Origin of the sequence: Lactobacillus sp. W8174, assembly GCF_016100975.1 — a bacterium.
Taxonomy (GTDB): Bacteria; Bacillota; Bacilli; order Lactobacillales; family Lactobacillaceae; genus Lactobacillus; species Lactobacillus juensis.
Genome location: NZ_JACFRN010000004.1, coordinates 111,681 through 132,658, shown reverse-complemented (window position 1 = coordinate 132,658; position 20,978 = coordinate 111,681). Strand labels below are relative to the sequence as shown.

The window sequence follows — 20,978 nt, the reverse complement described above, 5'->3', positions numbered from 1 at the left end:
AAATGAGCGTACTTAAAAGAGAAATAAATAGAATTAAAGGGGCTCTGATGACAGGAGTGGGATATATGATTCCATTTGTTATTTTCGGGGGTATTTACATTGCTCTTGCCACAGCTCTAAGTACAAGCGGGAAAGGTATCGCTATTACTAATCCGATCCTAAAAACTTTAAATTCTTTTGGCACAACTTCAATGCAATTAATGGTACCTATATTAGCAGCCTTTATTGCTTTTGGCTTTGCTGATAGAGCAGCAATTATGCCAGGTTTTTTAGGGGGTCTTATAGCATATAAAAACGGCGCAGGTTTTTTAGGTGGTATTGTAGCTGGTATTCTTGCGGGATATGTAGTTATGTGGACTAAAAGTCTTTGTAAACCCATACCAGCAAGTTTAAAGGCATTAGTACCAATTTTTATTGTTCCATTGATTGATGGTTTAATAGTAGTTGTCATAATGAAATATATTGTTGTTGCTCCGGTTGCCGGAATAATGAGTTCAATGACTGCGTTTTTAAAGTCTATGTCTAATGGTAACGCAATTTTATTAGCAGCAATCCTTGGCTTCATGACAGCGTTTGATATGGGAGGACCTGTTAATGTAGTAGCATGTTTATTTGCTTGGGCGTATTTTGATCAAGGTATTTATACACTGGCTGCTCCAGTTGCTGTGGCAATTTGTACTCCTCCTCTTGGAATGGGATTAGCAACTTTGTTTGCACCTAAATTGTGGGATGAAAGTCAAAAAAGTGCTGGAAAAGCAGCTCTTTTAATGGGAATTATTGGTATATCAGAAGGAGCCATTCCTTTTGCTGCTGAAGATCCTCTAAAAGTAATTCCTGCAAATTGTATTGGTGGAATAGTTGGAGCAATAATTGCGATGCTTGCAGGATGTGAAGAATATGCTCCTCAAGGAGGTATTATTGTAACTCCTGTTGCGACACATAAAATAATGTTCGTCATTGCAATTTTGGTCGGGTCTATAGTAACAGCTATATGTATTAATATTTTTAAAGTAGGTTTAAAAGGTAAAAATAAATAAATTTGGAGGTAATAATTATGAAAATTGTTGGTGTAACTTCTTGTTCAACTGGTATTGCTCACACGTATATGGCTGCTGAGGCTTTGAAAAAAGCCGCAAAGGGTCTTGGATGTGAAGTTAAAGTAGAAACTCAAGGAAGTGTAGGTACAGAAGACAAATTAACTGAAGACGATATTAAAAACGCTGATGTAATTATTATTGCTTCAGATGTGCCTATTTCTGGAAGAGATAGATTTGAAGGACTTGATAATGTATATGAATCGGGTTCTGAACCGTTTATTATAAATGCTGATCAAGAATTAAAAAAGGCAATTGATTGTTTAAAGAAATAATTTATTAAGAAAAGTTTTATGACAAAAAAGCGCGTTATAAATAAACGTGCTTTTTTAATTTTTTCGATATTTAGGCGAAGTTTCTGGTGCCCAGATTAAACAAATGACAAAAGCAAGAAAGAGAACGCAGGCACAAACGAGCATTGCTAAGTTAGGTCCACCAATTTCCGTTAAAATTGGTAACAGAAATGTCCCAGCAGCTGCACCAATACGACTGATTGTGATGCAAGTACCTACACCACTGGCTTGAACTTTGGTATCGAATAGTTCAGTAGGATAGGGATAATCAAGTACCAAACCGGAAGATAAGATAATGGCAAAGATTGAAAAAATAACTATTTTAACTAAAGAAGAAACATGAGGCATTAGTGCTAGCATTCCTATTAATAGTGCAGATAATAGAAAATTACTGTTTAAAAAGAGGCGACGGCTGAGGTGATTAAAAAGATAAATGCCTAAAAATATTCCCACTAACATGCTGACATTGTATAGATCTCCTGAAACTTTAGGATTACTAATGTTCATGCCTTGCAAAAGAATTGGTAAAAAGATGCTGATGCCAAAGAAAGCAAAGGTTTGGCAGGCATAAAAACTTCCTCCCACTAATGTACTGCGTAGGTATTTTTTACTGAAAAGAACTGTCCAAGAAGTTTGCCCAGCCTTTTTGGAACGCTTAAAATGACGAGAAATACCCCATTTATGGCCCAAAATCCTACCAATAAGTCTGTTAGCGGCTTTAATTTTACCTTTGCTGGCTAGCCATCCAGGGGAAGGTGGCAGTGGAAATAAGCTGCGAAAGAGTGCTGTAACTAATGCAGGGATTGCACCTGTTGCTAAAATGATCTGCCAGGTATGACTACCATAGCCTACCAGATATGTACCGGTTAAGTATGAGGCAATAAAGCCTAAAACCCAGTAGATTAACAAATGGCTCTGCCTTTTACTGTCTTCTCCTTTAGGCAGCCATTCAGTCAATAGCGCATTTCCAGCTGTATAATCAATTGCCATCATTAGTCCAATGCCGATCCTGATTAAAAACGTTAAGGAAAGACTGGTCGTAATGGGATGCAGAAGTGAAAGGATGGCCAATACATACATGTTGCTCATGAGCAGTTGACTGCGACCAATTTTATCGGATAAGCGACCAATCAGAGCACTGCTGGATAAGCCTATCAAACCACCGGCTCCAATTAATCCAGTCCACATGTTACTAATTTGAATGTACTTGGCAGCACTGTTCATAGCTACACCAGTAATTCCTAGTGAAAAGCCACAAGTAAATTGCCCTAAAGCAATGGCAGTCATTACGCGTAAATGAACTTTTGAAAGAGGTGCCTTTTTATAATCTTTTTTAATTATTTTTGTCTTTTTTTCTTTCATAATAATAGATTAAATACGAGCTACTTAATCTACTTTACAACTTCCCTTTCATTGAATGAATTAACTGCTACTTAACATAACAAATTTTTACGATCCGTGCAAAAATACCTTTCAAAAATAACCTAAAGTGAATTAAAAGCAAAAGTTCATTTTTTAAAAATTAAACTAAATATTACTAAAACTAAGGCTGCAAGGAGCCAAATACTAAAATTTACCACTGCTTTTGCAGTATTTTTATTATCAAGACTTGTGTGATTAATCAAATATTCACAGGCAAATAGCAAAAAGCTGAATGTGACCAACCACAAAATGGCACAGAGTCTTCCAGCAATTGAATAAGGGAAAAAGCCAGAATTAAAACTGGTTAATAAAGCAATAATGAAGAACGTAATAGTGCCAATATAGCGGCTGAACCATTTCTCCTTAGTGTTAGACATGATAATTACCTTCTTTCAGGAATAAAATGTAAATATTTTTATGAATTATAATAGCAAATAAATAAAAAATAAAGTGTAATTTATCAATTAAGTATAAAAAAAGGCCACTTCTAAAAGTGACCTTTGTAATTAGACAGATATTCTTACATATTTGTGATCAAGAAAAAGATAACAAATACAACTAATAAAATATACATCATTGGTGAAACTTTTTTGGCCTGTTTTGATGCAATCATAGTAATTGGATAGGCAATCATGCCAAGAGCCAAGCCATCAGAAATGCTATATGTTAAAGGCATACCAACTACTGTTAAAAACGCTGGAAAAGCAATTTCAAACTTATCCCAGTTAATTTTCTTCAGATTGCCTGCCATGAGCACCCCAACAATAATTAATGCTGGAGCAGTAACAGTAGTAGGGATAACTGCCAAAAGTGGACTAAAAATCATTGAAATCAGGAAAAAGATTCCTACAAAAATTGCTGTTAATCCTGTACGGCCACCCATGGCAATTCCCGCACTGGATTCCACAGAAGTTCCAAGTGGAGCAGTTCCTAAGACAGCTCCTTCGACCATGGCTAACGAATCCGATAGGAACGCTCTACCAATTCGAGGTATTTTACCATTTTGATCAACCATTCCCGCTTGTTCAGTCATGCCAATCAGCGTTCCTGCAGTGTCAAAGAAAGTAACCAATAAAAAGGTTAAAACTACCATGAATAGTTGGGGAGTATTAATATCTTTTAAATGAAATACGGCTTGGCCAAAGGTAGGAGCAATGCTTGGTGCGCTGGCGATAATACCTTTAGGAACAGCTACTTGGCCAATAATAACCCCAAAGACAGCTGTTACCACCATACCAATAAAAATGGAACCTGGCACATTCATTGCCATTAAAATCACAGTTAAAACTAAACCAAAAAGCGTAATCCATACAGCTGGTGAATTAAATTTACCCAAAGTAACTAAATTTGAATCACTGTTGACAATTAATTTGCCGTTTTGCAGGCCAATAAAGGCAATAAATAAACCAATACCAGCTGAAATAGCATATTTCAAATCCTGCGGTATAGCATCGACTACTATTTCACGAAGTTTCAAAACTGTTATTAAAATAAACAAAACAGATGCAACTAAAACAGCAGCTAAGGCAGTTTGCCAGTTAATGTGCATTCCTCCACAAACGTTATAGGCAAAAAATGCAGCACTGCCAAGTGTTGGAGCCAAGGCTACAGGATAATTAGCAACCAGTCCCATAATAAAACAGCCGATTGCAATTGAAACTGCGGTTACTGTAAAAGCCGCTCCCTTATTAATACCTGCTGCGTGTAAAATGTTAGGGTTAACAAAAAGGATGTAGGAGAGACTGACAAACGTGGTTAATGCAGCTATTAATTCGCGTTTAACAGTGGTATGAGCATCGTTTAAATGAAAGACTTTATCTAATGTCGTCATTTTTCCTCCAAAAATATTAAAATTATAAAGAACTAATATAACTAGTATATAACTTATTTAGTCTAAAAATCCATTTTATTCAAAATTATTTCCCGGGTAATAAAAAAAACAAATCCGTATAGATTTGCTTTAACGTTTTAACAACTTACCACATACCAATTAGTTTCATCCAAGCTAGGCCAATGATGCCATAAACTAAGATATAAAATATGCCAAAGATAAAACTAAGTTTCCACCATTCATTTTGCTTTACATATCCTGAAGAAGCTAAAACAGAAGCGGCAGGGCTGGAATAGTGAGTTGTAGAACCCATAATTGCTGAAAATAGCGCTAAAAACTGTGCTGCCAGTAACTTTGGTGCTCCTGCTGAAATAGCTACAGTTAAAAGTGGCAAATACATTGCTGAATTATGAGCTGTCGCACTGGCAAATAGATAATGAGTATAGAACAGAACAAGTGCTAATACTACTAAAACTAATAGCCAATTAAGACCTTTCATTGCACTAGAAATACTTGTTGATATCCACCCAATTAAACCAAACTGAGTTAGTTTTTCAGCCATGAATACTAAAATAGACAACCAAATCAGAATGTTCCAAGCTCCGGTTTCACTTAATAAGTCTTTAGGTGCTAATACACCTGTAAGCAGTAAAAGTGAAACAGAAATGAATGCAATTAATGTAGCATCTATTCCTAAAGTACTGGAAAGCATCCAAAGTACTAAAGTAATTGCAAAAATAACTGCCATTAATTTTTCGGATAAAGTTAGTTTACCCATTTTTGCCAGTTCACCGTCAGCCCATTCTCTAGCGTTAGGAGTTTCCTTGATTTCTGGCGGGTAAAGCTTATAAACAAAATAGGGTACAACAAGTAAACAAATTGCTGCGGGCACAATGCTGGCCGTTAACCATGGCATCCAGCTGAGAGTCACGCCTGCTTTGCCAGCAAGAGCAACAGCAATTAAGTTGGGTGCACAAGCGGTCATAAATAATGATGAAGTAATAATGTTAACTTGAAATTCTGTAAAAGTTAGATAGGCTCCCATCTTTTTACGTGATGGGTCATTTGGCCTAGAGTCAAATGTATTTGCTAATGATTGAATTAATGGATATACTACGCCGCCTGCTCTCGCACCGTTTGAAGGTGTTGCAGGAGAAACTATTAAGTCAATAGCACCAATAGCATAGCCCAAGCCTAAGGATTTATGACCAAACCATTTAACAAAATATAGAGCAATTCTCTGACCTAAGCCGGTTTTTACAATACCACGTGAAATCATAAAAGCCATAACGATTAGCCAGGCAGATGAATTAGCGAATGCGTCAATTGCACCTTTTGCGACGATCTTGCCGTTAACAACTTTGTCGGCAAGGGGTGCGAGCCCAAGGCATATTGTAAGGGTAAAGCCAATTAAAGTAACGCCACTAATTGCTATTGGTAAAGTAATACAACCAACGATTGTTCCGATGAATATTGCCAGCATATGCCAGGCTTGAACTGATACTCCAGCAGGACGAATTGGTGTGGTAAACCAGAATATAAGGCCAAATAATAATGGCAATATAAATTTTTTATAATCTATTGTTCTCATAAAGGACTCCCTTCTAAATAAAAAAGCAAATATATTAGGCGAATAAACACCTTTATATTTGCTTAGTTTAACATATTGTTCTTTTAAAACAATTAGTAAGTTTAAAAATTCAACACCCATAAGAACACGATGAATACGAAGAAAAGTATCCACATCATTGGTGTAACTTCTTTTATGCGCTTAGCAGCGACCATACATATAGGATAGGTTATTAGTCCCAAAGCTAACCCGTCTGAAATTGAATAAGTTAAAGGCATACCAATTAAAATTAAGAAAGCGGGAACTGCAATTTCCATTTTATCCCACTGAATATGAGCGGTATTTTGAGCCATCAAGACTCCAACAATAATTAGTGCTGGTGCTGTAACATGTGTAGTAAATAAGCCTAGCAAAGGACTAAAGATCATTGATATTAAAAAGAAAATTGCCACAAAGACAGCTGTTAAACCTGTTCTGCCGCCAACAGCAATACCGGCACTAGATTCAACAAATGCACCAACTGGTGAAGTTCCTAAAACGGAGCCTACCATCATGGCAGTGGAATCTGAAGCCAGTGCTTTACCTACACGGGGCATTTTGTTGTCTTTCATAAAGCCAGCTTGTTGGGCTAAGCCAATTAAAGTACCTGCAGTATCAAAGAATGTTACTAAAAGAAAAGTAAGAACAACAACCCACATTTGTAAAGTATTGATGTCTTTAACATGAAAAATTGCTTGACCAAATGATGGAGCAATACTTGGTGCAACAGATATTATTTTGGTTGGCAAAGAAATTTGCCCTGTGACTACACCAAAGATGGCCGCTAAAACCATTCCAATAAAGATAGCACCAGGTACGTTTAAGATCATTAAAATAACAGTAACAATTAAACCAAAAATGGTAATCCAGACTGCTGGATCATGAAGTGATCCTAAACCAACTAGAGTTGATTTATTTGCTACAATTAAGCCACCATCTTGCATTCCTAAGAAAGCGATGAACAAGCCAATTCCAGAAGAAATTGCAAATTTAAGATCGGAAGGAATGGCGTTAATTATCATCTCTCGCAGCTTAAACATAGTAATTAAAATAAAGATGATCGACGCGACGAAAACAGCAGCTAGGGCTGTTTCCCATGAAACATGCATGCCTACGCAAACTGTATAAGCAAAAAACGCATTGATTCCTAAGGCAGGAGCTTCCCCAATAGGGTAATTGGCAACGATACCCATAATTGCAGTACCCAGAGCACTAGCTAAAGCAGTTGCTGTAAAAACCGCACCTTTATTCATGCCACTGGCTCCCAGAACGCTAGGATTAACGAATAAAATGTATGACATACTGATAAAAGTGGTTAATCCAGCTAGAAATTCAATTTTAACACTGGTTTTATATTTATCGAGTTGAAAATAACTCTTTATAAAGTTCATCTAACCTCTCCCAAAATTATTGTTCGCGTTTTATATCAAAATTAACGCCTATAATAGTTTATCATTCATTTAAAATAATGTAAACACGAATTATATTAGCACAAACCAATAAAACAGCTATAATTTTTAACTAAGTACATTCGGCTAAGAATTGACCAACTAATAGTTTGATCGGTAAAATAAACATAGGTCAGTAGTAGATTATACATACTGTTAGGAGAAAAAATGGGAATACTAATTTTTTCGGATATAGATGGCACATTAATTAACTCAAAGCAAGAAGTTACACCGAAGACTAAACTTGCCATTCGTAAACAAATTATTAAAGGCAATGTGTTTGTACCAGTTTCTGCACGGATGCCTAAAGCAATTATGTCTGTTGTGGGAGAAATTACCAAATCATGTCCAATGGTAGCCTATAATGGTGCTTTGGTTTTAGATGAAATGGGTCATATACTTGATTCGCATTTTATGTCTGCTTCAAAAGCTGCCAAAATATGTTCTTATATTGAACGTAAAAATAATGGGGTAGTGTGGAATGTCTATAGTGACGACAACTGGTATTATTTCCCAGGTAATAATAATGGTTTGGTTGAAAATGAAGAGAAAATTGTTAAATTTAAAGCGCAACCTAGTTCAATTACTGAAATAGAGCAACTCAAAAATGTACATAAAATTTTACTCATGGGGACACCAGACCTGTTAGATGCTACTCAAAAAGAATTAAGGCGGCTCTATCCAGAACTCTATATAGTGAAATCTGCCGCGAATCTATTGGAGATAGTTGTTAAACGAGTTTCTAAAGGTCAAGGAGCAAAAGTAATAGCCCAGGCTTTCGGCATAGAACTGAAAAACTGCTGGGCTTTTGGAGATAATTATAATGATGAGAAAATGCTTCAATCAGTAGGTCATCCTGTAATAATGGGAAATGCACCACAAGACTTGAAAAAGAAATTTAGAACTACTTTAGATAACAACCATGATGGAATAGCTGCAATACTTGATAATTTAAATTAATCTTTTTTCGTTTCAAGTAAAGGAGATTCGGCTTTGTCGCCAAACCATTTGTGATTAATCTTTGTTAAAGTACCGTTTTTTGCCAGCTTTTCTAAGGCATAATTGATTTTCTTATGCAAGGTTAAGTCGCTTTTTCTCATACCTACACCAAATTCTTCTTTTGGAAAAGGACTTTCGATTTCAGTAAAGTTTTCCGGGTGTTTTTGCCGCGAAATGTAATAATTTGCATAGGTGCTGTCTATCAGCAAGCCTTGGATGCGACCTGCATTTAGATCTATAAATGCATTAGTGAAGGAATCATAAAGGATAGGGTCCTGATTTTTAATATGATTTTTAAAAACTTTCGGATATTTCATTACGTCATTATAGCCGGAAGAGCCGGTTTGAACGCCCAAAGTCTTATTTTTCATTGCGGCAATGGTATTAATTTTGTTCTTTTTAAGACTTACTAATACTTGAGAAGTGTATAGGTAAGTCTTACTAAAACTTACCTTAGCTTCACGCTCGGGATTTTTGCTAAAACCATTCCATATAAGGTCAATTGTGCCGTTTTTTAATTCAGTAGTATTCATAGACCAGTCAATTGTTTGAAAACTGACGTTAATACCATATTGTTTAAAAACAGCATTTGCGAGATCAACGTCGTAACCAATTAACTGACCATTTTTTTGCCTAAAGTCCATGGGTACAAAAGTATCATCTACACCAACTGTAACATAGCCACGTTGCTTGATATGAGACCAGTTGTCAACTGCGTTAGCTTTTCTATTAACTGATATGCCACTACAAGCAGAAATAAATAAAGTACAGATGAGCGTTATTATGAGGGTTAAGAGGCGCTTGGTTTTCACTTATATTACCTTCTTATCATCTAATGCTTTTACTTTGAATACCTGATCGGCCACTTGGCTGGCAAATTCCATGTCATGAGTGACAATAATTTGCGTCATGTTGTTATTATTTTTAAGCTTTAAAATTATTTCTCCGACTTTTGTTCTTAAAGCAGGATCTAAAGCAGAAGTGGGTTCGTCATAACATAGAATATGTGGTTCCATTGCTAGAGCACGTACAATAGCTACTCTTTGTTGCTGACCTCCAGAAAGCTGGTAGGGATAGAGCTGTTCTTTACCAGTTAAATCTAGTTGTTCAAGCAATTTTCGCGCACGGGCTTGTGCCTGATCTGCACTTTCTTTTAAAACTAGTGTTGGTGCCAAGGTAATGTTTTCGATTACAGTTAAATTGGGGAAAAGCTCATAGCTTTGAAAAACTACTCCGATAATATGACTTTTGCTATCAGGAGCGGCTGGGTCAAACTTTTGCCCATCCCACAAAAAATCACCGGAATCAATTTTTTCTAAACCACTTAAGCAGCGCAGCAAAGTAGTTTTGCCTGCTCCAGATGGTCCTACAATGGCTAAAATTTGTTTGTCAGGAATAGTTAAGTTTAACTTGTTTAAAATCGTACGAGAGCCAAATTTTTTGGTAATGTTTTTAAGTTCTAGCATAGTATTATTTCCCCTAATTTACTTCCACTTTGCAAAATTGTGTTCAATTTTTTTCAGCAAAAATGATGCGATACCTGTCATTAATAGATAAATTATACCGACTATCACTAAAGGAATTAGTGTTACGTCTCTTGCTGTAGCAACATTGCCAGCACGTAAGAGCTCACCCAAACCAATGACATACACTAAAGAAGTATCTTTAACTAAGTTGATCACTTCATTGCCAATTGAAGGTATAACTATTTTGCTGACCTGAGGAATAATAATATGGCTCAATGTTTGCCAGTAATTTAGTCTTAAAACGCGAGCACTTTCATATTGCCCTACAGGGATTGATTGAAAGCCACCGCGGAATATCTCGGCAAAATAAGCTGTGTAGTTTAAAATAAAGGCAAAAAGCGCTGCATCGTAGCGCTGAAAAATAATACCGACTATAGGCAAGCCATAGAAAATAAAAATTAATTGCAGCAGAAGAGGAGTACCTCGCATAATCCAAATGTAAAATTTTAAGATTAATCTTAAGGGTTTAAAATGTGAAAGTAAGCCTAGGCTGACTATAATTCCCAAGGGAATAGAAACAATCAAAGTCCAAAAGAATAAAATTAATGTCATCTTTGCACCCGAAATTAAAGAGGGCATAATTGAAAGGATATAGTTCATTTTTTCTCCTTTTTACTGAAATTAATTTGATTAGAGAGGCTAATAGGGCAACTCTTTTACTACCAGCTAAAATTATATAAATTGATTAAAAAAATATGTGAAAAAATATATGTTTTAATCATAACATAGTTTACGAAATTTTATCTAATTAATATGGAAATTTGTAACTTGCTGATAGTTAGGTTAATGAACATGTTAAAAACTATATGATATTTAAGCAAGATATGAAAAGGGCCACTAGCTCTAGCTAATGGCTCTTTAAAATAATGGATTTATTGTTGCTCAATTTGAATAGCTGTAGACTTGTCCCAAGATTTAGGTAATTTACCCATTTCTTTTAGCTTGGCAACAATTTGATCAAGTACAACTTCTCTAGCATGGTCATCAGTAATGAAGTCTAGTTTGTCACCATCTATTTCCATTTTAGGAGAGTAATCGTATTTTTCATACCACGGTTTGTAGTAACGCAAAAGTCTCTTATAATAATCTTCCAGCGTTGCGTCGTAGCTCAGCTGCTCATAAGGACGTCCTCGTTTTTGAATCCTTTTAATCATAGTGTCATATGAAACCTTAATATGAACCAAAAGATCAGGATTTTTCTTGGGCATGTGCTTAAGCTCACCCATCATATTATTGAGCAGTTCATAATATGTATCAACTTCTTCTTTGGTAGCCCGACCAATGTCTGCATTCATTTGAAAGAAAAGGGCATCTTCATAAATTGAACGATCAAGAACGTTATTATCATCGGTTAATGCATCCTTGATACTACGAAAACGAGTGTTTAGGAAAAACACTTGGAGTAAAAATGCGTATTTTTTAGGATCAGCATAAAAAAGTGGCAATACAGGATTGTTATCGACACTCTCATAAAAAGGTTTAGTTCCTAAATACTTAGCTAAAATACTGGTTAAACTGGATTTACCGGCTCCAATTGGCCCGCTTAAAACAATAACTGTCATCACGTTCCTTCTCTATTCTAAATTGCCTATTGCATGCAATTTGTCATCAATCTGACGTAAAACTTCTTTTTTGGCATCTTCATCGCAGATAAAATCGTATTTATCGCCATCAATTTTAATCTTGGGAGATGCATCATATTTTTCGTACCAAGGTTCGTAATACTTAATTAGCCTGGCATAGTAATCTTTTAAACTGGGATCTGTACTAATTTGCTCAAATGAACGACCCCGCTTTTTAATGCGTTTAAGCATTGTATCAAGGGAAACATGAATGTAGATTAGCAAATCGGGTTTTTTGCTAGGATTGCCCGGTGTGTCTTCCATCATATTTTCGAGTAGACTATCATATATCTTAAACTCAGTTGGATCAGCCACTTTACTATCCGCGTTCATTTTGAAAAAGAGTGCGTCTTCATAAATCGAACGGTCTGAAACACTGTTTTTCTCTCGGATTGCCTGGTTGATTTGTGCTAAACGATGGTTAAGCAAGTAGATGTTGAGCAAAAAAGTATAGCGTTTCATGTCTTGGTAATATAAAGGAAGAACAGGATTATTATCAACTCCCTCGTAAAAGGCTTGTGTACCTAAGTGCTCAGCTAAAATACTAGTTAAACTGGATTTACCGGCTCCAATTGGCCCACTTAAAACAATAACTTGGATCACGTTCTTTCATAAATACAATATATAGATTCTTATTTAGTTTAATACGAGATATAGTGGTATACAAGCAAAAAGTAAATTAAAATTTTAATCAAAAAGTCAAGTGATTTTGTATAATACAGAAGTAAAAAGTTGTAGTTATTGTCAAAATTGAAAATTTGAACTTATGATTTTAAACTGTGTTACACGTGAAACTAAAATAAAAAGCAACAAATAAATCCTCAAAATTAAACTAATAGTTATTAACTTACAATAGTGTTGAAGCATAATGGAAATATTTATTTGATATCAAGCTGTACAGCTTGCATTTAGTTTTTATCGTTAAAACAAGCGAAGCTGAAAGCAGTTGCATGCTTTAATTCAATTAAAACATGATAAGGATTTATCAACTATGAAACAAGTTTTTTAAAGAGTATAAAGAAGTCACACTATTTATATACTGTTGTGAAAAAATAATTCTAAATACAAAAATTAAAAATAGATTGCTTTTATATTATAAAAGCAATAAAATGATAAATGAATTATAAAGGTAGTAGTAAATAATTCAAATAAAAAGAGTAAACTAGTATGTTTCATGCCGTAATTGGTATTTAGGGGGATTTTTAAAAGGAATGCTAAAGCCCACAATAATAAATTATTTAAGGACCTGCAGCATTGAAATAGGTCAAAAATCATTATTATTTGCAAACTGTTTCTCTCAGGAAGATATGTCATTTTAGTATTAACACTAAAAACAGGCATTTAGTTAGGAGATAGATAATGGAAAATTCTCTAACAAAATTTTCGCTTTGGACCTACATTAAACGTAATTCAGACATGTATGTGATTCTGGCTATTTTCTATTTTGGCCGGAATTTGGCACAAACTGCTGCCAGCGTTTTTAAAGGTAATGCACTTACTGCTTTGACACAGCATAGTTTAAAGGGCTTTATTGTTGATACAGGTTTAAACTTGCTTAGCTGGGGCTTTTTCCTAATTTTCTTTTTTTGTAGTTCACGATATTCCGCTGTAATTATCAAGGCTGTCGATAATTCTATTAGGAGCGCATTAGCCCATGTAATTGGTCGTCAAGAATATGAAGGCTTTAATAAGCACACGGAAGCTGACTATGTTTCCTGGTTTACTAACGATATTAACCAAATTAATCAAGATGGCTTTTTCAGTTTAGAGCAAACATTTAGCAGTGCACTCTTAGGCATTATTGCCAGTGTCATCCTGTTTTCTTACCATCCACTCTTATTTGTAACTACTTTGGTTTTTGCTGTTATTATGATTTTATTTCCCCGTCTTTTTAAGAAAAAGTTGGAGGAGTTATCGCAAAAACAAAGCAGGCAAAATGAGGTATTAACGTCAAAAATAACCGACGTTCTTGAGGGCTTTGTCAACCTGCTCACGCTTGGTCAGCAAAAATTGCTCAATAAAATAGTTCTTGCGGCATCAGATAAGGCTGGACAGGCTCGAGTTAATTACATTACGGAAATGTCCTCTTCTAATGCACTGATTAACCTGATTAGTGTATCTGCTCAAACTATTTTAACTGTTGAATCCGGATACCTGGCCTTTCACAATCAGATTCCAATTGGAGCTATTTTAATTGTTGGTTCAATGTCCGGGAATGTTTTTGGCAGCTTGACAGAAATCAGTATTGATCTAACTTCAATTCGGGCAGTACAGCCTATTTTTGACAAGTACAATAAACTAGCTAATACGCAGAAGAAGACGGGGGACAAGGATGTTGCTCCTTTGACCCAGCAAATTGCATTTAGTGACCTTTCGTTCAGCTATCCTAATAGTGACAGACCTATTTTAACGAATGTTGCCGGCAGCATTAAGCGAGGCGAACGGGTAGCTATTGTTGGACCGTCAGGCTGCGGTAAGTCGACCCTGGTAAAATTAATTGGTGGTTTATTAACCGGCTACCAAGGATCACTTACCTGGGATAACAATGAATACCGTGAACTTAGTCTGCGGTCGCTACATAAGCAGATCGCTTATATTGACCAGTCAGCCTATATTTTTGATGGCAGCCTGCGTTATAACATCACTTTAGATCGTGAGACAACTGAAGAAGAGCTGAAGACTGCGATTAAACGTGCAGGTTTGGAAAAATTTGTCGCTGACAGCGCCAGCGGGCTTGACACTGTTTTAAAACACGCCGGTAACAACATTTCGGGTGGACAAAAGCAACGAATTGCACTGGCACGGCAATTGCTGGGTAACCCGCAGGTTATATTGGCCGATGAAATTACTTCCGCAATTGATGAAAAAGATGGCCAGAAAATCGAACAAAGTCTGCTTGATTTGGACAACATCACTTTAGTCTACATTTCTCATCACTTGCGACCGGAAATCAAAAAGCAGTTTGATCAAGTAATCGAATTGGGATGATAGAATAATACTTCTTTTATCAACCAATTAAATAAGCTGTGAAACTCTAGTCTTTTAGATTATGAGCATAGTGTTTTATGCAGTTACTCTTAAATGCAAATGTAGCTATTACCTAAGATTCTGCAGAAATAAGCGGTAAAATTGATTGTTTCTTAGGAGATATAATATTTCCAAGCACTGCCTTTTAAATGGAATGATAAAAATGAATGATGAACAATTTTCGAAATTAAGAAAGATACTAGATCTTTTTAAAAAACAAGCTCCGACAGCTATTATTGAAGAGAATGTAAATAGCGTTGAAAATTATAGGGCAGAATCTGCTGCTGAGTATAATAGAGCAAAAAGTTATCTTGGCAAAAACAATAGTTCGTTTAAATCTTTTCATGTAAGTGTGGCTTCAGCAAAAGATTTCTTGTGTTTATTGAACTTGCTAGGTGCAATACATGCAAATTTTAATATACGTTCAAAGCCTTTTATAATAGAAGGAGAAGAAAACAGTAAGTCGCTAAAAAAAGAGAACGACTATTATAACAACTGGATGGAGTGTTTTTCAAACTATGAATTTGTGATAGTTAATTTCGATGAAACTGCTTTAGACCATGATCAATATTACGGTTAATTTCATTAATTTATAAAAGGCAGTAAAGTTATGAAATGATCCCCAAATTTAGGACAAATTTGGAGGTTATTTTTATGACTAAATTATCTAAACAAGATAAAATTGAAATCAAACTAAAAGTACTAACTCCGATTGAATATCGGAGATTAGTCCTTCGCTAACAACTAATAAAGTGTCCTAATTTAGGGTTAACATCAAAAGTGGTCTAGTCTTTTAAATTAAACGATTACTGTTGCTTAGGAATAAGGCAATCTTTGCTATAATTAAATTTGAATTGATAGCAAATTGTTTTGAGGGCGGTTGGCTGTTTCACTTGAAAGGAGAGGGTGCTTATGGCACGAAATCTTTTAGAAAGGTGTTCAGCAAGTGAGCGTATTCCATGCGCTAGAATTAGCGCTGGCCTTTGCCTCGTTTATTATTGTCTTGTTGACCTATATCGACAAGCACAGGTAAACAAAAAGACCGTCCCAACAATAACTTTGGCCAGTTATGGGATTGGTCTTTTTGATTAAAAACGTAATTGAGTCAACCGCCTTTAAAGCGGCTGCTTGAAATTCAGAGAAGAAGTCTTGTTTTTACAAGGCTTCTTTTGCTCTATAGATATATTTTAGCATGATTAAACTAATCTTGCACAAGAATTTGATTAAGTTATCTGAGTTATCCCTAATTTTTCTCTATACGGTTTGAATGCTATCCGAAGTTAACAACTAATAAAGTGTCCTAATTTTAGGGTTAACACCAAAATTATGCTTTACCTTCTTTTTTTCGTAAATTCATAGTTTATTTGTTCTCAGACACGTACTTTATAAATTTTGTGTTTGCAGATTGAAATTATGTTTATTATTTAACTCTAGATTCTTTAGTTTCCTTTTTCTTTTCTTCGGCTTTATCTTGAACCTTATCTTTTTGATCGGTAATTTTATCCTTAGTATCTTGAGCAGCCCCGGTAATACGGTCTTGCAAGCTGACAGAATCTTTTTCGTGTTGCTCTTTAGTTTTAATGTCAACTACAGTAACGTTGACTTCAACTGTATCAAGACCGGTCATTTCTTTGACTTTTTCTTGGATCTTTTGCTTAATTTGATCGTATAACTTGGTAATATCAACGCCATATTCTGCAACAATTTCAATGTCAACAGCTACTTGTTTTTTACCAACTTCAACATTTACGCCTGAAGTAACATCATCACTGTTAACAATTTTATCGGCAATATTTGAGAAAAAGCCACCGTTAACAGTTAGTAAACCTTTAATATCTGATAAAGCAATACCCACGATTTTTTGAATTACTTTTGAATCGTATTTTAAGTCACCTTTAACTTCTGGTTTTGAACTACCTTGATTTGAACTTGATTGTACCATATTGCATATACTCCTTATATAAATTATTTATTTTGCAGCATTTTTTTGAACACTGGCCAGTAATGTCCAACCAAAAAGCCGCAGACTAACATCACGATGACAAAAATAGTTTTGAAAAATCCCAGTACCAAAAAGCATAATGCTAGTAAAACACCAATTACAGCACCGCTTATTTCTGGGAGGTATTTTTTGTATTCTTCTTTCATCTTAACCTCCTTTATTGAACGCGCTTTTCAGGTTTATCACCCTTGTGATAATTGATAAACTTGATTTTAATTTTTGGTTTTTGCTCAATTCCTAGCAATTGCTTCAGGCTCTTTTTTAATTCTTCAAGATAATCGTCAAGTAGGGCGGCAATGTTTTCACCTGGACCCAAGTCACCGCCAATTTTAATTTTAATCCGGTGTTTCGTAAGTTTGGAACTAACTTTTGCATTATTTAAATAAGGCAAGTCAGCAAGTGAATTCATTACATAGCTATTAATGGCTTTTGTAGTAACCTTAACTTGACCATCACGTTTATGAATTAAATTAAAGTTTCTCTGGACTGGCCAGAATAGGATGACAATTAAACTAACAATTAGTATTATAAAAACAATTATACTGATACCAATTAAATACCAGGCAAATATAGGATTAAGAGAACCTAAATGCGGTAATTTAATCTTTAAATATTTTTGCCAGAAACTACTGGTTTCCCATATTAAGTAACAAGGCACAGGTAGTAGTAACGACATACATAATACCAATAGCCATTTTTTACTCCTTTTCAACTTATCACCATCCTCTCATGGTTCATCTTAATAATAATACTGATTATTTTAACAGACTAATAATATGCACCGTATGTATACAATAATAGTTTGTAAAATAGCACACAAAAAGGCGATGCATTTACGCATCGCCTTTTTGTATATCATTTAAATTAATTAGTTAGAATATTTTGCACTTAATTTATTTGCTGCAGCTTGATCAACAATCAAAGTTACATTTTCATGCTTTTGCAAAATTGAAGCTGGGACTTCCTCAGTTACTGGACCTTCAACCATCTTTTGAACAGCTTCAGCTTTATTATCACCAAAGGCCATAATCACAATTTCTTTAGCGGACATTATATTTGCAATTCCCATGCAAATTGCTGATTTAGGTACTTCGTCAATATTATTGAAGAAACGAGAATTGGCTTTGATAGTATTCTCTGTTAATTGCACTTCGTGTGTAACAGAATCAAATGATGTACCTGGTTCGTTAAAAGCGATGTGGCCATTTTGACCTAATCCTAGTAATTGAATGTCAATCGGATTTTCAGCGATAATTTTATTATAGCCAGCAGAAGTTCCTTCTGGATCTTTGATAGCTCTAATACCATCAGGAATATATGAATGCTTGAAAGGCTTTTTAGCAAACAGATTCTTTTGCATAAAATAGTGATAGCTTTGATCATTATCAGGAGTCAAACCTACATATTCATCAAGGTTAATACTAATTAAATTGCTGTTATCTAGATTACTCTCAGCCCACTCTTGATAAAGATTTACAGGAGTGGAACCAGTTGCTAAACCAATAACTTTACTGCCACTTTCAATACTGTTCTTAAATATTTCAAAACCTTTTTTACTGCCGTTAGTCTTGTCACTTGAGATAATAACTTTCATCTTATTTGCCCCTCCATAGTTGTTACCTCAATTATAAATTGGTATATGCCAATTTGTCAATAAACTTGGCAATAATAGCAGGCACTCTTTTTGGTAAATAAAAAAGTTCAACTAATGTTTGTTTCACATGTAACATTAATTGGACTTTTTAAATTTGTTTTATTCGCTTCTTAATGCTATTGCCGCATCTTTTTTAGCAGCCATACGTGCCGGCAGGTGTCCACCAACCATTGTCAAAACAGTTGAAATAATGACTAATATCAAAGCATGTACTGGATTAAGCTGGGCAACGTTAGCTAAATCTGTGATGGAGTATAAAAGACTGTTAATAGGGAAGACTAGCAGCCAGGCAACAACTACTCCCAAAATTCCAGAAAAGACGCCCAGAATGAATGTTTCAGCATCAAAAACCCGAGTAATATCTTTCTTACGAGCTCCCAAAGCCTTTAAAATACCAATTTCTTTCGTTCTTTCAAGAACAGAAGTATAAGTTAAAATGCCGATCATGATCATTGAAGTTACTAACGAAATAGCAGCAAATGCAACCAATACGGTGGTAATGCCGTTAAGTAAGCCACCAGTCATTGAAGTAACGGCACTCGACATATCAGTATAAATGATTTTATTCTTCCTTTTTTTACCACGATTCCATTTATCTAAATAATCAAGCACTTTATCTTTAGCATCAAAATCGTTGGGATAAATCATAATACTCGTTGGAATGGTTGAACCACCAATTGACTGCAGCATCTGTTTCTTTTCTCGGGCATTCATATCTTGTCCGGTCATTACATTTTGTTTTGCCTTCTTTTGGGCTAGTACTATTTCTGATTTTTTATTCTTCTTGATAATGTTTTGAGTTAGCTGATCGCTATAAGCAATTCCTGAAGACAGGAGTGCCATAGAATTCTCATCTTTTGGTCTAATGATACCTACAATTTGCATTTGGGTTTTGCTGTTGTCATACATAGAATTACTTATTTTTTGAGGAATAAACATCCCTGTTGGCAATTTTTGGTAATAGTCATCGTTGTCGACAACTTTAAATTTCTTCCCAACAAATTTTTGATAATTTAACTTCTCACCGGCCTTAGCCTTCAAACCTAAGTTTTTAATAATATTAATGTTTAATTTGTTTTCGTTATCTGTTACTAAAACCAAATCTGTAGCCTTATGCGGCCATGCACCAGACAAAAGTTGATAATTTTCTTTAAGAAAATTGCTTTTACTGGAATTAAGTGTAGTAGGAAACACTGATGAGCCTAAGCCAGTGGCACTAATTGCTTGCATTCGCATTTGTGCAGCTGCTTGAGAGCTATCTGAATTAGCTGAAATAGGAGAAAATTGGACACGTTTAATTTTATTTTTGCTGCGAGTGAGCAAATTCAGGTTAATTCCACGCTGATAGGAAATATTGTTAGCATAATTGGGATTTATTTTTTTGACATAATTAACATATTTTTGGTTAATCTTATTTTGATGAGTGGATTCCTGCATCTTATCTTTTTCAACGGTTAAATAACCCCGATTTTTAACATTCTTTTCAGATTCGTTCCGGTCTGCAACGCTGCTGGCATCAGTAGCAGTTTGATTGATGGTCACGGGATATTTAGCCAGTGCTTTACTCATAGTCGTATCAATTTGTTTTTGAAAGCCATTGGATAAAGCTAAAACGACGGCAATAGAAATAATACCGATACTTGAAGCAAAAGCAGTTAAAGTTGTTCTGCCCTTTTTAGTCATAATATTGGTAAAGCTTAATTTGATAGCATTCCAATATGACATTTTTGTGCGCTTTAATTTAAAAGTATCTTTTTCTTCTTCGGGAATAAAAGGGTTGGAATCATTTAAAATTTTTCCATCCTGAAAGTTAACTATTCTGGTCGCATATTCCTGAGCTAACTTGGGGTTGTGCGTAACCATAACTACCAAGCGGTCTTTTGACAGCTCTTTAATTAACTTCATAATCTGCTCAGAAGTTTCAGTATCAAGGGCGCCAGTGGGTTCGTCACAAAGCAAAATATCGGGGTCATTAGCTAAAGCGCGAGCAATAGCTACACGTTGCATTTGACCACCGGACAATTGGTTAGGATTTTTAGAAATATGTTCTTTCAAACCGACTTGAGTTAAAGCATCCATTGCTCTTTTGCGTCGTTCTGAGGCAGAAACTCCGGATAAATTCATTCCTAATTCAACATTGGCAATAATTGACAAGTGTGAGATTAAGTTATAATTTTGAAAAACAAAGCCGACAGAATTATTTCGATATGCATCCCAGTCAGTTTCCTTGAAATTCTTAGTAGATTTGCCATTAATAATGAGATCACCGCTATCATAGCGATCAAGTCCACCGACAACATTTAATAACGTAGTTTTACCGGAACCACTGGGGCCTAAAATTGCAACAAATTCTTGGTTACGAAATGATATAGAAACATCGTCAAGTGCATGAGTAACCGTATCACCGACATGGTATGATTTGCGTAAATCTTTTAATTGTAACATGTCTTT

21 protein-coding genes are annotated in these 20,978 nt (G+C 35.2%); 6 read left to right on the top strand and 15 right to left on the bottom strand.

Annotated elements, in window-relative coordinates; translation table 11 throughout:
• The first annotated feature begins 2 nt into the window (after nt 1-2).
• Nucleotides 3-1,037, top strand: coding sequence for a PTS fructose transporter subunit IIC (locus tag H3U49_RS06700; protein ID WP_198180686.1), 1,035 nt, complete (start codon nt 3-5; stop codon nt 1,035-1,037).
• Nucleotides 1,038-1,054: 17 nt separating this feature from the next.
• On the top strand, nt 1,055-1,369 hold the full coding sequence (locus H3U49_RS06695) for a PTS fructose transporter subunit IIB (RefSeq protein WP_198180685.1): 315 nt from the start codon (nt 1,055-1,057) through the stop codon (nt 1,367-1,369).
• A gap of 54 nt (nt 1,370-1,423) precedes the next feature.
• Here H3U49_RS06695 and H3U49_RS06690 read toward each other — a convergent pair whose 3' ends face one another.
• From H3U49_RS06690 to H3U49_RS06670, 5 genes are all read right to left on the bottom strand, one after another.
• Nucleotides 1,424-2,749 (bottom strand): MFS transporter, encoded by a 1,326-nt coding sequence (locus tag H3U49_RS06690; protein WP_198180684.1) that lies wholly within the window; start codon nt 2,747-2,749, stop codon nt 1,424-1,426.
• 146 nt (nt 2,750-2,895) lie between these two features.
• A complete protein-coding gene (locus H3U49_RS06685) occupies nt 2,896-3,186 on the bottom strand; it encodes a hypothetical protein (RefSeq protein ID WP_198180683.1) in 291 nt (96 codons plus the stop codon).
• A gap of 143 nt (nt 3,187-3,329) precedes the next feature.
• Complete coding sequence (locus H3U49_RS06680; RefSeq protein ID WP_187154178.1) at nt 3,330-4,640, bottom strand: NCS2 family permease; 1,311 nt, start codon at nt 4,638-4,640, stop codon at nt 3,330-3,332.
• Between the two features lie 145 nt (nt 4,641-4,785).
• The gene (locus tag H3U49_RS06675; protein WP_198180682.1) at nt 4,786-6,231 is read right to left on the bottom strand and encodes a DASS family sodium-coupled anion symporter; all 1,446 of its coding nucleotides are present in this window, start codon (nt 6,229-6,231) and stop codon (nt 4,786-4,788) included.
• A 101-nt stretch (nt 6,232-6,332) separates the two neighbouring features.
• Complete coding sequence (locus H3U49_RS06670; protein ID WP_198180681.1) at nt 6,333-7,640, bottom strand: NCS2 family permease; 1,308 nt, start codon at nt 7,638-7,640, stop codon at nt 6,333-6,335.
• A gap of 225 nt (nt 7,641-7,865) precedes the next feature.
• Between H3U49_RS06670 and H3U49_RS06665 the strand changes: the two genes are divergently transcribed.
• Nucleotides 7,866-8,657, top strand: a complete 792-nt coding sequence (locus H3U49_RS06665) for a Cof-type HAD-IIB family hydrolase (RefSeq protein WP_198180680.1) — start codon at nt 7,866-7,868, stop codon at nt 8,655-8,657.
• On the opposite strand, the gene H3U49_RS06660 is transcribed toward H3U49_RS06665, so the two are convergent.
• From H3U49_RS06660 to H3U49_RS06640, 5 genes are all read right to left on the bottom strand, one after another.
• Nucleotides 8,654-9,508 carry an amino acid ABC transporter substrate-binding protein gene (locus H3U49_RS06660; protein WP_198180679.1) on the bottom strand — a complete coding sequence of 285 codons (855 nt, stop codon included), beginning with the start codon at nt 9,506-9,508 and terminating at the stop codon, nt 8,654-8,656. The two genes, H3U49_RS06665 and H3U49_RS06660, sit on opposite strands and share 4 nt — an antisense overlap.
• Complete coding sequence (locus H3U49_RS06655; RefSeq protein WP_198180678.1) at nt 9,509-10,162, bottom strand: amino acid ABC transporter ATP-binding protein; 654 nt, start codon at nt 10,160-10,162, stop codon at nt 9,509-9,511.
• A gap of 18 nt (nt 10,163-10,180) precedes the next feature.
• The gene (locus H3U49_RS06650; RefSeq protein WP_198180677.1) at nt 10,181-10,822 is read right to left on the bottom strand and encodes an amino acid ABC transporter permease; all 642 of its coding nucleotides are present in this window, start codon (nt 10,820-10,822) and stop codon (nt 10,181-10,183) included.
• Between the two features lie 272 nt (nt 10,823-11,094).
• On the bottom strand, nt 11,095-11,784 hold the full coding sequence (locus tag H3U49_RS06645) for a deoxynucleoside kinase (protein WP_198180676.1): 690 nt from the start codon (nt 11,782-11,784) through the stop codon (nt 11,095-11,097).
• A 12-nt stretch (nt 11,785-11,796) separates the two neighbouring features.
• Nucleotides 11,797-12,447, bottom strand: a complete 651-nt coding sequence (locus H3U49_RS06640) for a deoxynucleoside kinase (RefSeq protein WP_198180675.1) — start codon at nt 12,445-12,447, stop codon at nt 11,797-11,799.
• Nucleotides 12,448-13,203: 756 nt separating this feature from the next.
• Here H3U49_RS06640 and H3U49_RS06635 point away from each other — a divergent pair.
• From H3U49_RS06635 to H3U49_RS10035, 3 genes are all read left to right on the top strand, one after another.
• Nucleotides 13,204-14,832, top strand: a complete 1,629-nt coding sequence (locus H3U49_RS06635) for an ABC transporter ATP-binding protein (RefSeq protein WP_198180674.1) — start codon at nt 13,204-13,206, stop codon at nt 14,830-14,832.
• Nucleotides 14,833-15,034: 202 nt separating this feature from the next.
• Nucleotides 15,035-15,451: a hypothetical protein gene (locus H3U49_RS06630; protein WP_198180673.1), complete on the top strand. Its 417-nt coding sequence runs from the start codon at nt 15,035-15,037 to the stop codon at nt 15,449-15,451.
• A gap of 366 nt (nt 15,452-15,817) precedes the next feature.
• Nucleotides 15,818-15,904, top strand: a complete 87-nt coding sequence (locus H3U49_RS10035; protein WP_366938454.1) for a putative holin-like toxin — start codon at nt 15,818-15,820, stop codon at nt 15,902-15,904.
• Between the two features lie 387 nt (nt 15,905-16,291).
• On the opposite strand, the gene H3U49_RS06625 is transcribed toward H3U49_RS10035, so the two are convergent.
• The 5 genes from H3U49_RS06625 to H3U49_RS06605 all read right to left on the bottom strand — a co-directional run bounded on the left by H3U49_RS06625 (nt 16,292) and on the right by H3U49_RS06605 (nt 20,972).
• On the bottom strand, nt 16,292-16,822 hold the full coding sequence (locus H3U49_RS06625; protein WP_370466810.1) for an Asp23/Gls24 family envelope stress response protein: 531 nt from the start codon (nt 16,820-16,822) through the stop codon (nt 16,292-16,294).
• A gap of 14 nt (nt 16,823-16,836) precedes the next feature.
• A complete protein-coding gene (locus tag H3U49_RS06620; RefSeq protein WP_045928847.1) occupies nt 16,837-17,019 on the bottom strand; it encodes a DUF2273 domain-containing protein in 183 nt (60 codons plus the stop codon).
• Nucleotides 17,020-17,030: 11 nt separating this feature from the next.
• The gene (gene amaP / locus H3U49_RS06615; RefSeq protein WP_198180671.1) at nt 17,031-17,585 is read right to left on the bottom strand and encodes an alkaline shock response membrane anchor protein AmaP; all 555 of its coding nucleotides are present in this window, start codon (nt 17,583-17,585) and stop codon (nt 17,031-17,033) included.
• 156 nt (nt 17,586-17,741) lie between these two features.
• The gene (locus tag H3U49_RS06610) at nt 17,742-18,467 is read right to left on the bottom strand and encodes a glucosamine-6-phosphate deaminase (RefSeq protein WP_198180670.1); all 726 of its coding nucleotides are present in this window, start codon (nt 18,465-18,467) and stop codon (nt 17,742-17,744) included.
• Nucleotides 18,468-18,626: 159 nt separating this feature from the next.
• A complete protein-coding gene (locus H3U49_RS06605) occupies nt 18,627-20,972 on the bottom strand; it encodes an ABC transporter ATP-binding protein/permease (protein ID WP_198180669.1) in 2,346 nt (781 codons plus the stop codon).
• Nucleotides 20,973-20,978: the final 6 nt, after the last annotated feature.